General features: G+C 70.4%; 10 protein-coding genes. 9 read left to right on the top strand and 1 reads right to left on the bottom strand.

All coding sequences use genetic code 11. From position 1 onward, the window contains the following. Positions 1 to 127 precede the first annotated feature (127 nt). Positions 128 to 697: a HEAT repeat domain-containing protein gene (locus ACIPW5_RS32860; protein WP_401252902.1), complete on the bottom strand. Its 570-nt coding sequence runs from the start codon at positions 695 to 697 to the stop codon at positions 128 to 130. A 384-nt stretch (positions 698 to 1,081) separates the two neighbouring features. Between ACIPW5_RS32860 and ACIPW5_RS32855 the strand changes: the two genes are divergently transcribed. From ACIPW5_RS32855 to pssA, 9 genes are all read left to right on the top strand, one after another. Then, a complete protein-coding gene (locus ACIPW5_RS32855; RefSeq protein ID WP_401252899.1) occupies positions 1,082 to 2,884 on the top strand; it encodes a 3-hydroxyacyl-CoA dehydrogenase family protein in 1,803 nt (600 codons plus the stop codon). A 181-nt stretch (positions 2,885 to 3,065) separates the two neighbouring features. Beyond that, entirely contained in the window at positions 3,066 to 3,881 is an 816-nt protein-coding gene (locus tag ACIPW5_RS32850; RefSeq protein WP_401252896.1) for a TetR family transcriptional regulator, read from the top strand. A gap of 413 nt (positions 3,882 to 4,294) precedes the next feature. Beyond that, a complete protein-coding gene (gene ccrA, locus ACIPW5_RS32845) occupies positions 4,295 to 5,632 on the top strand; it encodes a crotonyl-CoA carboxylase/reductase (protein WP_401252893.1) in 1,338 nt (445 codons plus the stop codon). Positions 5,633 to 5,663: 31 nt separating this feature from the next. Further along, a complete protein-coding gene (locus tag ACIPW5_RS32840; RefSeq protein WP_401252891.1) occupies positions 5,664 to 7,733 on the top strand; it encodes a protein meaA in 2,070 nt (689 codons plus the stop codon). Next, entirely contained in the window at positions 7,730 to 8,704 is a 975-nt protein-coding gene (locus tag ACIPW5_RS32835) for a CoA ester lyase (RefSeq protein ID WP_362472364.1), read from the top strand. The genes ACIPW5_RS32840 and ACIPW5_RS32835 overlap by 4 nt, the downstream gene beginning before the upstream one ends. Before the next feature lie 5 nt (positions 8,705 to 8,709). After that, positions 8,710 to 9,222: a MaoC family dehydratase gene (locus tag ACIPW5_RS32830; RefSeq protein WP_401252887.1), complete on the top strand. Its 513-nt coding sequence runs from the start codon at positions 8,710 to 8,712 to the stop codon at positions 9,220 to 9,222. Positions 9,223 to 9,224: 2 nt separating this feature from the next. Then, positions 9,225 to 10,430, top strand: coding sequence for an acyl-CoA dehydrogenase family protein (locus tag ACIPW5_RS32825; RefSeq protein WP_030868030.1), 1,206 nt, complete (start codon positions 9,225 to 9,227; stop codon positions 10,428 to 10,430). A gap of 186 nt (positions 10,431 to 10,616) precedes the next feature. Next, entirely contained in the window at positions 10,617 to 11,273 is a 657-nt protein-coding gene (locus ACIPW5_RS32820; protein WP_401252883.1) for a phosphatidylserine decarboxylase, read from the top strand. A gap of 64 nt (positions 11,274 to 11,337) precedes the next feature. Next, the gene (gene pssA, locus ACIPW5_RS32815) at positions 11,338 to 12,123 is read left to right on the top strand and encodes a CDP-diacylglycerol--serine O-phosphatidyltransferase (protein WP_401253050.1); all 786 of its coding nucleotides are present in this window, start codon (positions 11,338 to 11,340) and stop codon (positions 12,121 to 12,123) included. Positions 12,124 to 12,530 lie beyond the last annotated feature (407 nt).

Genomic DNA, 12,530 nt, shown 5'->3' with positions numbered 1-12,530 from the left:
CCGCCGGCGAATGAGGCGACGGGCGCGCAGCGCCCGCACGGGGTCGGGGGCAGCGCCCCTGGGAACGGTGGAAGGGTGGGGAGGGGCGGGCCCCGCGCAGCGGCACCGGCCCCCCGCCCGGCAGGGCCTACGCGTCGGGGTGCCCCGCCACCAGCCCGGCCAGGGCCTCGGTGGCGGCCATCGCCAGGCGGGGGTGGGCCTGGGCCCGGACCAGGACGTCGCGGGCCCGGGTGTCGGCCAGGGCGCCCAGGCCCTCGACGCAGGCCAGGGCCACCCGCCAGTACGGGTCGTGCGGGGCCAGCAGCCGCGACAGGGTCTTGATCAGGGCCGGGGCCGACTCCGGCGCGCGCAGCGCGGTCAGCAGCCGGACCGGGTGCAGGGCGTAGGCCGTGCGCAGGGAGTTCGTCGCCAGGGCCGCCGCCGCGCGGGCGGTGCGCGGATCACCGAGGACGCCGAGCGCCTGCGCGGCGGCGGCGCAGCGGGCCGGGTCGCGGTGGTTGAGCAGCAGCACCAGCGGCTCGAAGGCCCGCCGGTCCCCGGCCATCCCGAGCCGGTACGCGGCCAGTTCGCGGGCCCACAGGGGCAGCCCGGCCGAGGTCAGGGAGGCCGCCAGGTCGTCCGGCGCGGCCGTGAGCAGTTCCGGGTACGCGGCCGACCCGTCGGCCTCCGCACGCAGGCGTTCCAGCACGTCGTTCACGCCGCCACCCTAGGGGTCCGCGGCCCCCGGCAGAGACGGTTCCGCGGAGCCCGTTGATCGATGATCGATGATCGGTACATTTGGGCGGTACAGGTCACATCTCCGCGCTCTGGCGGACCAGTTACCGGCCGGTTAATCTCGCTCCAACACGTACGGACGCGGCCTGGTGACGCAGCCGCCCCGTACCAGTCGGTTCGTTCGCTCTACCGTTCCACCCGTACGGCCGGACCCCGGGACAGGGTTCCGCCGTCCCGCCCGCCGCGCCCCCATCCCTCTCCGGGCGCACCGCCGGGCGTGTTCCGCACGGCTCTTCCGTACGGCATCCGCGCGCGTCGTGCACCGCGCGCTCCCTCAGTCGTCACCCTCTTCCACTGGAGTCCCGCGATGGACCTTCCGTCCACGTCCAGTCAGTCCTCCCTCCGCACCGTCGCCGTCGTCGGCCTCGGCACGATGGGCACCGGCATCGCCGAGGTCCTCGCCCGGGCCGGCCGCGAGGTCATCGGCATCGACGTCAGCGAGGCCGCCACCCGCCGCGCCGCCGGGGCCCTCGCGGCCGCCACGGCCCGCTCGGTGGCCAAGTACAAGCTCACCGAGCAGGAGCGCGAGGCGGTCCTGGCCCGCTTCCGCACCTTCACGGACCTCGGCGCCGCCGCCGAGGCCGACCTCGTCATCGAGGTGGTCCCGGAGGACTACGACCTCAAGCACCGGATCATCGGCGAGCTGGACGCGATCGTCCGGCCCGACACGGTGCTCGCCACCGGGACCAACGCGCTGTCGGTGACCCGGCTCGCCGCCGAGTCGCGGCACCCCGAGCGGGTGCTGGGCATGCACTTCTTCAACCCGGCCCCGGCGATGAAGCTCGTCGAGATCGTCTCCAGCGTGCTGACCGCGCCGACGGCCGTCGAGGCGGTGACCGGGCTGGCGGTGGAGCTGGGCAAGCAGCCCGTCGCGGTCGGCGACCGGCCCGGCTTCGTCGCCGACGGCCTGCTCTTCGGCTACCTCAACCAGGCCGCCGCGATGTACGAAGCCAAGTACGCCTCCCGCGAGGACATCGACGCGGCGATGAAGCTCGGCTGCGGACTGCCGATGGGCCCCCTGGCCCTGCTCGACCTGGTCGGCGTCGACACCGCGCGCACCGTCCTGGAGGCCATGTACGCCTCCTCGGGCGACCGGCTGCACGCCCCGGCCCCGATCCTGGGCCAGCTCGTCGAGGCGGGCCTGACCGGGCAGAAGGCCGGGCGCGGCTTCTACACGTACGAGGCCCCGGGCAGCCCGGTGGTCGTCCGCGACCTGCAGACCCCGCTGGACGGGTCCCTGCTGGGCGCGGGCCGTGCGGTCTCCTCGGTCGGCGTGGCCGGCTCGGGGACCATGGCGAGCGGGATCGCGCAGGTCTTCGCGCAGGCCGGCTACGACGTGGTCCTCGCCGCCCGCAGCGAGGAGAAGGCCGAGGCCGCGAAGGCCGCGATCGGGAAGTCCCTGGGCCGTGCGGTGTCCAAGGGCCGACTGACCGAGGAGGCCGCAGCGCAGACCCTGGACCGGATCACCCCGGCCGGGTCGCTGGAGGCCTTCGCTGACGTGGACCTGGCGGTCGAGGCGGTCGCCGAGGACCTGGAGGTCAAGCAGCAGCTGTTCGCGGGCCTGGACAAGGTGTGCAAGCCGGGCGCGGTGCTGGCCACCACCACCTCCTCGCTGCCGGTGATCGCGGTCGCGCGGGCCACCTCGCGCCCGCAGGACGTGATCGGCATGCACTTCTTCAACCCCGCTCCGGCCATGAAGCTGGTCGAGGTGGTCCGGACGGTGCTGACCGCCGACGACGTGCACGCCACGGTCCGCGAGGTCTGCGCGAAGGTGCGCAAGCACCCGGTGGACTGCGGGGACCGGGCCGGCTTCATCGTGAACGCGCTGCTGTTCCCGTACCTGAACAACGCGATCAAGATGGTCGAGCAGCACTACGCGGGGATCGACGACATCGACGCCGCGATGAAGCTGGGCGGCGGCTACCCGATGGGGCCCTTCGAGCTCCTCGACGTGGTCGGCCTGGACGTGTCGCTCGCCATCGAGAAGGTCCTCTACCAGGAGTTCCGCGACCCGGCCCTCGCGCCGTCCCCGCTGCTGGAGCACCTGGTGGCGGCGGGCTGCCTGGGCCGGAAGACCGGCCGCGGATTCCGTGAGTACGCCCGCCGGTAGGGGGACACCCCCTGACCCCCGGCCGGGCCCCGATCAGGATGCGTGGGGAGGGCTGCTCGGGTCCGCCGGACCCTCACGGCGGACGTACCTTCCCGAGCCCAGTGCGGGCCCTCCCCCGCATCCGCCTCCCGTGCACCCCCCTCCGGCGCGCGCGCCTGCGCGAATGAAGTACTTTCGGTCTATGTCCCAGCCCGCCAAGACCTCACCCCGCGCCGCGTCGGCCGCCGACCCCCAGGAGAGCGCGGCCGGCACCCGGGCGGCCGCCCAGCGGCTCAAGATGCGGCGCGAGCTCGCCGCGGCGGCCATGGAGCTCTTCGCGACCAAGGGGTACGAGGCCACGACGGTCGACGAGATCGCCGCGACCGCCGGTGTGGCGCGCCGGACGTTCTTCCGCCACTTCCGTTCCAAGGAAGAGGCGATCTTCCCGGACCACGACGACACCCTGATCCGCGCCGAGGCCGTGCTGGACGTGGCCCCGGCGCACGAGCACCCGCTCGACACGGTGTGCCGGGGGATCAAGGAAGTCATGAAGATGTACGCCGCCTCGCCGGCGGTGTCGGTGGAGCGCTACCGGCTGACCCGCGAGGTGCCGGCGCTGCGCGAGCGGGAGATCGCCTCGGTGGCCCGCTACGAGCGGCTGTTCACCCGCTACCTGCTCGCCCATTTCGACGAGACCGACCACCACGACGGCAACGACGATCCGCTGCTCGCCGAGGTGGCCGCCTCCGCGGTGGTGACCGCCCACAACCACGTGCTGCGGCGCTGGCTGCGGGCGGGGGGCCAGGGGGACGTGGAGGCGCAGCTGGACCACGCCTTCGCGATCGTCCGCAAGACCTTCGGGTCGGGGATCGGCGCCGGCCGCACGGCGGGGGCGGGCGCCGGGACCCCGCCGGCGGCGGTGCGCGCGGAGGGTGAGGTCCTGGTCGCGGTGGCGCGTACGGACGCTCCGCTCGAAGAGGTCATGCGGACCATCGAAGAGGCGCTCAAGAACAAGTAGCCGGTCTCTCGCCGGCACCAGCAGGCGACGTCCGTCACAGCGGCCGCTCCCGTTCCGGGGGCGGCCGTTTTCCTTTGTCCGAGTTGCCCCTACTCGCGGGTAACTCTGATCGATCATCGCTCATCTGCGCAGGTCAATCGGCAATTGAGAGAAATTCTTGGCACGCAGTGCCTTGCCGAGTGACACGGGGTGCCATACGTTGAGTCCCGTCCGGATGTCCCCGCGGCCCACGCCCACTCGGTACGGAACGCGCCCCGGATGCCTGCGTCACCAGGCCCCGCTCGCCCTCACCACAGGCGCGACAGCACCACAGCCCAGCCGGACCGACGGCACCTCGCAGCACCCACCACACGCAACCGCGCACCCGCGCATCCCTCAGCGCACCCTCATCAGCGCTAGCAGGAGGCTCTCCCGTGAAGGACATCCTGGACGCGATTCAGTCGCAGTCCGCCACCGCCGAAGACTTCGCCGCACTGCCGCTCCCCGACTCGTACCGCGCGATCACCGTGCACAAGGACGAGGTGGAGATGTTCGCGGGGCTCACCACCCGCGAGAAGGACCCGCGCAAGTCCCTGCACCTGGACCAGGTCCCGGTTCCGGAACTCGGCCCGGGCGAGGCCCTGGTGGCCGTCATGGCCTCCTCGGTCAACTACAACTCGGTGTGGACCTCGATCTTCGAGCCGGTTTCCACCTTCAGCTTCCTGGAGCGCTACGGGCGCCTGTCCGAGCTCACCAAGCGCCACGACCTCCCGTACCACGTCATCGGCTCCGACCTCGCGGGCGTCGTGCTGCGCACCGGCCCCGGCGTCAACTCCTGGAAGCCGGGCGACGAGGTCGTCGCGCACTGCCTCTCCGTCGAGCTGGAGTCCTCGGACGGCCACAACGACACGATGCTCGACCCCGAGCAGCGGATCTGGGGCTTCGAGACGAACTTCGGCGGCCTGGCGGAGATCGCCCTCGTCAAGTCCAACCAGCTGATGCCGAAGCCGGACCACCTCAGCTGGGAGGAGGCCGCCTCCCCCGGCCTGGTCAACTCGACCGCCTACCGCCAGCTGGTCTCCCGCAACGGCGCCGGCATGAAGCAGGGCGACAACGTCCTGATCTGGGGCGCCAGCGGCGGCCTCGGCTCCTACGCCACCCAGTTCGCCCTGGCCGGCGGCGCCAACCCGATCTGCGTGGTCTCCAGCCCCGAGAAGGCCGACATCTGCCGGGCCATGGGCGCCACGGCCGTCATCGACCGCAACGCCGAGGGCTACAAGTTCTGGAAGGACGAGCGCACCCAGGACCCGCGCGAGTGGAAGCGCTTCGGCTCGAAGATCCGCGAGCTGACCGGCGGCGAGGACATCGACATCGTCTTCGAGCACCCGGGCCGCGAGACCTTCGGCGCCTCCGTCTACGTCACCCGCAAGGGCGGCACCATCACCACCTGCGCCTCGACCTCGGGCTACATGCACGAGTACGACAACCGCTACCTGTGGATGTCCCTGAAGAAGATCATCGGCTCGCACTTCGCGAACTACCGCGAGGCGTGGGAGGCCAACCGCCTGATCGCGAAGGGCAAGATCCACCCCACCCTGTCGAAGGTCTACTCCCTGGAGGAGACCGGCCAGGCGGCCTACGACGTCCACCGCAACCTCCACCAGGGCAAGGTCGGCGTCCTCGCCCTCGCCCCCGAGGAGGGCCTCGGCGTCCGCGACCACGAGATGCGCGCCGAGCACCTCGACGCGATCAACCGCTTCCGCAACGTCTGAGTCCGCTCAAAGGCCATAAGGATCGCCTGAGATGACAGAGCGCCAGAAGGACCGTCCGTGGCTCATGCGGACGTACGCCGGCCACTCCACGGCCGAGGCGTCCAACGAGCTGTACCGCCGCAACCTCGCCAAGGGCCAGACCGGCCTGTCGGTCGCGTTCGACCTCCCGACGCAGACCGGCTACGACCCCGACCACATCCTCGCCCGCGGCGAGGTCGGCCGGGTCGGGGTCCCGGTCTCCCACCTCGGCGACATGCGGCGGCTGTTCCAGGACATACCCCTGGAGCAGATGAACACCTCGATGACGATCAACGCCACCGCCATGTGGCTGCTGGCGCTCTACCAGGTGGCCGCCGAGGAGCAGGGCGCGGACATCGCCAAGCTCCAGGGCACCACCCAGAACGACATCGTCAAGGAGTACCTCTCGCGCGGGACGCACGTCTTCCCGCCCGGGCCCTCGCTCCGCCTGACGACGGACATGATCGCGTACACGGTCAACCACATCCCGAAGTGGAACCCGATCAACATCTGCAGCTACCACCTGCAGGAGGCCGGGGCCACCCCGGTCCAGGAGATCTCGTACGCGATGTCCACCGCGATCGCCGTCCTGGACTCGGTGCGCGACTCGGGCCAGGTGCCCGAGAAGCGCTTCGGCGAGGTGGTCGCCCGCATCTCCTTCTTCGTGAACGCGGGCGTCCGCTTCATCGAGGAGATGTGCAAGATGCGCGCCTTCAGCCGGATCTGGGACAAGGTCACCCGGGAGCGCTACGGCATCGAGGACGCCAAGCAGCGCCGGTTCCGCTACGGCGTCCAGGTGAACTCGCTCGGCCTGACCGAGGCCCAGCCCGAGAACAACGTCCAGCGCATCGTGCTGGAGATGCTCGCGGTCACCCTCTCCAAGGACGCCCGCGCCCGCGCGGTGCAGCTGCCCGCCTGGAACGAGGCGCTGGGCCTGCCCCGGCCCTGGGACCAGCAGTGGTCGCTGCGCATCCAGCAGGTCCTGGCCCACGAGAGCGACCTGCTGGAGTACGAGGACATCTTCGCCGGCTCCCACGTCATCGAGGCCAAGGTCGACTCCCTGGTCGCCGACTGCCTGGCCGAGATCGACCGGATCCAGGAGATGGGCGGCGCCATGGCCGCCGTCGAGTCCGGGTACCTGAAGTCCCAGCTGGTCTCCTCGCACGCCGAGCGGCGCGCCCGGATCGAGGCCGGCGACGACAAGATCGTCGGGGTGAACTGCTTCCAGCAGACCGAGGAGAACCCGCTCACCTCCGACCTCGACGGGGCCATCATGACCGTCGACCCCGCGGTGGAGGCCTTCACCGTCGAGCGGATCACCCGCTGGCGGGCCGAGCGGCAGGAGTCCTCGGACCGGCAGGGGGGCGGCGACCCGTTCGTCTTCCCGACCGTCGGGCAGGCCCTCGACCGGCTGAAGGAGGCCGCCGCCGGGACCGAGAACCTGATGGAGGCCACCCTGGAGTGCGCCCGCGCCGGTGTCACCACCGGCGAGTGGGCGAACGCCCTGCGCGAGGTCTTCGGCGAGTTCCGCGCCCCGACCGGGGTCTCCTCGGCCCCGGTCGCCGTCACCGCCGAGGAGGGCACCCCGCTGGCCCTGGTCCGCGAGAAGGTCTCCCGGACGGCCGACGAGCTGGGCTCCGGCCGGCTGCGCCTGCTGGTCGGCAAGCCCGGCCTGGACGGGCACTCCAACGGTGCCGAGCAGATCGCCGTCCGCGCCCGCGACGCCGGCTTCGAGGTGGTCTACCAGGGCATCCGGCTGACTCCCGAGGAGATCTCCTCGGCGGCCCTGGCCGAGGACGTGCACTGCGTGGGACTGTCCATCCTGTCCGGTTCGCACAGCGCACTGGTCCCGGACGTCCTGGAACGACTGCGCACGGCGGGGGCGGGCGACATCCCCGTCATCGTCGGGGGCATCATTCCGAACGCCGACGCCGTCACGCTGAAGGCCGCCGGGGTGGCCGCCGTGTTCACCCCCAAGGACTTCGGCATCACGGAGATCATCGGCCGTATCGTCGACGAGATCCGCAAGGCCAACAAGCTCCACCCTCTCAACATCGCTGAAAGCACGGAGGTCCCCGCATGACCACGCCCCTCTCCCCCGTGAACCGGCTGCGTCCGCGCCGCTCCTGCCTCGCGGTCCCGGGTTCCAACCCGCGGTTCCTGGAGAAGGCCCAGGGCCTGCCGGCCGACCAGGTCTTCCTGGACCTGGAGGACGCCTGCGCCCCGCTCGCCAAGGAGGGCGCCCGCCACACGATCGTGGACGCGCTGAACAACGGCGACTGGACCGGCAAGACCCGCGTGGTGCGCGTCAACGACTGGACCACCCACTGGACGTACCGCGACGTCATCACCGTCGTCGAGGGCGCCGGCCAGAACCTCGACTGCATCATGCTGCCGAAGGTCCAGGACGCCCAGCAGGTCGTGGCCCTCGACCTCCTCCTGACCCAGATCGAGAAGACCATGGGCTTCGAGGTCGGCAAGATCGGCATCGAGGCGCAGATCGAGAACGCCAAGGGCCTGGTCAACGTCGACGAGATCGCCGCCGCGTCCCCGCGCCTGGAGACCATCATCTTCGGCCCGGCCGACTTCATGGCCTCGATCAACATGAAGTCCCTGGTCGTGGGCATGCAGCCGCCCGGCTACCCGGCGGACGCCTACCACTACATCCTGATGCGGATCCTGATGGCGGCCCGTACGCACAACCTCCAGGCGATCGACGGCCCCTTCCTCCAGATCCGCGACGTGGACGCCTACCGCGAGGTCGCCGGCCGCGCCGCCGCCCTCGGCTTCGACGGCAAGTGGGTGCTGCACCCGGGCCAGGTCGACGCCGCCAACGAGGTCTTCTCCCCCTCCCAGGAGGACTACGACCACGCCGAGCTGATCCTCGACGCCTACGACTGGTGCACCTCGGAGGCGGGCGGCAAGAAGGGCTCCGCGATGCTCGGCGACGAGATGATCGACGAGGCCAGCCGCAAGATGGCCCTGGTCATCGCCGGCAAGGGCCGCGCCGCCGGCATGGAGCGCACCACCAAGTTCGAGATCCCGGAGGCCTGAGCGACATGCAGTTCGGACGCACCTACGAGGAGTTCGAGGTCGGCGCGGTCTACAAGCACTGGCCCGGGAAGACCGTCACCGAGTACGACGACCACCTCTTCTGTCTGCTCACCATGAACCACCACCCGCTCCACATGGACGTGAACTACGCCGAGAACACGACCGACTTCGGCAGGAACGTGGTGGTCGGCAACTACGTCTACTCGCTGCTGCTCGGCATGTCCGTGCCGGACGTCTCCGGGAAGGCCATCGCCAACCTGGAGATCGAGTCCCTGCGGCACGTGGCGCCGACCTTCCACGGCGACACGATCTACGGCGAGACCACGGTCCTGGACAAGACCCCGTCCAAGTCCAAGGACGACCGCGGCATCGTCTACGTGGAGACCAAGGGCTACAAGCAGGACGGCACCCTCGTCTGCGTCTTCCGGCGCAAGGTGATGGTCCCGACCGAGACGTACATCACGGCGCGCGGCGGCGAGCAGCCCGGCCGGCCTCAGCTGAAGGAACAGGGGAAGTAGCCATGGCACGACTCGCCCAGACCGCCGGGCTCACGGACGTCCAGCGGGAGATCCTCAAGACCGTCCGGGAGTTCGTCGACAAGGAGATCATCCCGGTCGCGACCGAGCTGGAGCACCGCGACGAGTACCCGCAGCAGATCGTCGACGGGCTCAAGGAGCTCGGCCTCTTCGGTCTGATGATCCCCGAGGAGTACGGCGGCCTCGGTGAGTCGCTGCTCACCTACGCGCTGTGCGTCGAGGAGATAGCCCGCGGCTGGATGTCCGTCTCGGGCATCATCAACACCCACTTCATCGTGGCGTACATGCTCAAGCAGCACGGCACGCAGGAGCAGAAGGACCACTTCCTGCCGCGCATGGCGCTGGGCGAGGTGCGCGGCGCCTTCTCGATGTCGGAGCCGGGGCTGGGCTCGGACGTGTCGGCCATCACGTCCAAGGCGGTGAAGGACGGCGACGAGTACGTCCTGAACGGCCAGAAGATGTGGCTGACGAACGGTGGCAGCTCCACCCTGGTCGCCGTCCTGGTCCGAAGTGACGAAGGACACCCCGAGGGCACCGCGCCGCACAAGTCGATGACCACCTTCCTCGTCGAGAAGGAGCCGGGCTTCGGGGAGGTCCGTCCGGGCCTGACCATCCCGGGCAAGATCGACAAGATGGGCTACAAGGGCGTCGACACGACCGAGCTCATCATGGACGGACTGCGCATTCCGGCCAATCGGGTCCTCGGAGGCCAGACCGGCCGAGGGTTTTACCAAATGATGGACGGCGTGGAGGTCGGCCGCGTCAACGTGGCGGCGCGTGGCTGTGGCGTCGCGCAGCGTGCTTTCGAACTGGGTGTCTCCTATGCCCAGCAACGTCACACTTTCGGCAAGGCGATCGCCGAGCACCAGGCCATCCAGTTCAAGCTGGCCGAGATGGCTACCAAGGTCGAGGCCGCCCATGCCATGATGGTGAATGCGGCACGCAAAAAGGACTCCGGGGAACGAAACGACCTCGAAGCCGGGATGGCGAAGTACCTCGCCTCCGAATACTGCAAGGAGGTCGTCGAGGATGCCTTCCGTATCCACGGCGGCTACGGGTTCTCGAAGGAGTACGAGATCGAGCGCCTCTACCGGGAAGCGCCGATGCTTCTGATCGGTGAAGGAACCGCCGAGATCCAGAAAATGATCATCGGGCGACGCCTGCTCGAGGAGTACCGACTCCAGGGCTGAATGTCCCTTTTGCGGTGGATCGTACGATGATCCACCGCAGAAGAGTCACCTGCAGTCACTGGCCGACGGCCATCGACTCGGCTTCTGGCTTGCCCAGTTGTTGCGCGCAACCGATAGCATTCCAGTAAAGCCGCCGTCCCGTCCCCCCGTTTGCGGCGCGGCAATCACCCGCTACGAAGGTCATCCATGCCCCACAGCCAAACCTCTGCACACCGCGACAGCCTCTCCGGCGTACGCCTCGCGCGCGGAGCATCGCCGTGGCTTCTGCCGACCGTCGCCACCGCGGCGCTCAGCCTCACCCGGGCCCGCAAGTCCGGACGCTGGGCCGCGGCGGCCGTGCCCGCCACCGCTCTCGCGGCGGGCATGCTGTGGTTCTTCCGCGACCCCGAGCGCGAGATCGCCCAGGGCCGTGTCATCTCGCCCGCCGACGGTGTGGTGCAGAGCATCATGCCGTGGAAGGACGGGCGCACCCGCGTCGCGATCTTCATGAGCCCGCTGAACGTCCACGTCAACCGCGCGCCCCTGGCGGGCACGGTGACGTCCGTGGAGCACATCCCCGGCGGGTTCGTCCCGGCGTTCAACAAGGAGAGCGAGAACAACGAGCGCGTCGTCTGGCACTTCGACACCGAGCTCGGCGACATCGAGATGGCGCAGATCGCCGGCGCCGTCGCGCGTCGCATCGTCCCGTACCTGCCGGCCGGAACCAAGGTGGAGCAGGGCGAACGCATCGGTCTGATCCGCTTCGGCTCCCGCGTCGACATCTACCTCCCGGAGGGCGTCGAGGTCGCGGTCGAGGTCGGTCAGGCCACCACCGCGGGGGTGACCCGAATTGACCGTGACTGACCGCGAGACTCCTGCCACCGGCTGGGTTCCCGAGTCCGCCGAGGAGGAGTCCGCCGAGGACGACATGCCGCTCTCGCTGCGGCTGTCGATAGCGGACACCCTCACCCTCGGTAACGCCACCTGCGGATTCATGGCGGTGTACTTCACCACCACCGGGATCCTCATCCCGCACCTCACCGGCAGCGGCGAGTCGGGCATGGCCCGGCACAGCGCGGCGACCGCGGTGATACTGATGCTCCTCGCGGCGGTCTTCGACCTCTTCGACGGCATCGTGGCCCGCAAGCTGCGCAGCTCGCCGATGGGCGCGGAGCTGGACAACCTGTCCGACCTGATCAGCTTCGGGCTGGCGCCGGCGTACTTCGTGCTCGTCTACGGCATGGTCGCCGACGACGCGCACCAGAAGATGTCGGCGCTCGCGGCGATCGTGGTCCTGCTGGCGGTCGTGCTGCGACTCGCCAGATTCAGCTGCGTGACGATGAAGGACGGCATGTTCCAGGGCATGCCGAGCCCCTTCGGCGCGCTGACGGTCGTCTCGATCGTGCTGCTGGAGCTGCCGTTCGTCCCGACGCTGCTGGCGATCATCGGGGTGGCGTGGCTGATGGTCAGCCGGGTCGAGTACCCCAAGCCGCGGGGTGTCCTCGCGGCGGCCATGCTGAGCTGGATCGTCGGGGCCATGGGCCTCCTGGCGGCCTGGGCGTTCGACGCCCCGGGCGGCCAGCTGCTCCTCCAGACCGGCTGCGCGCTCCAGATCGCCCTGGCGGCGACCATCCCGCTGTTCGCGACGACCCGTCGCGCGAACACGTTCCGCCACAACCGGCGGGAGGCGCGGGCGGCGTCGCAGCTGCCGTAACGCTGCCGCTCGGCTTGCACGGGGAAGGCCCCGGGTCCCTCAGGGACCCGGGGCCTTCCCCTTTTTGACGCGGTCCTCGCACCGCTCAGCGCCGGGGCGCTTCCCGGGCTTCGGGCCCGCTGCGACAGCCTCCGGCCGTCGGCCCGGGGCGGGGCCGGTTCGGGTGGCGGGGGCCGGTGGGTCGTCTGCGGGTGGTGTGCCGCTGCGCGGGCCGGGGTCCCCTACCCGCCCTTCGCCCGTTCCCCGGGCTTCGCCCGGACCCCGTACGGCGCTACCGCGCCCGCGCCTCAAACGCCGGCGGGGCTGGAAGTGCGCTGCGCGCACTCCAGCCCGCCAGGCGACCAGTCCCGGCCGGCCAAATCCAGCCTCGCCGGCGTTTGATGCGCGGGGGGCTGGGGGCGGGGCCC

The organism is Streptomyces sp. NPDC090077, from assembly GCF_044747545.1.
In the GTDB taxonomy this organism is placed as follows: Bacteria; Actinomycetota; Actinomycetes; order Streptomycetales; family Streptomycetaceae; genus Streptomyces.
The sequence above is the reverse complement of the archived record's forward strand: the minus strand, read 5'-3'. Positions and strand labels throughout refer to the sequence as shown.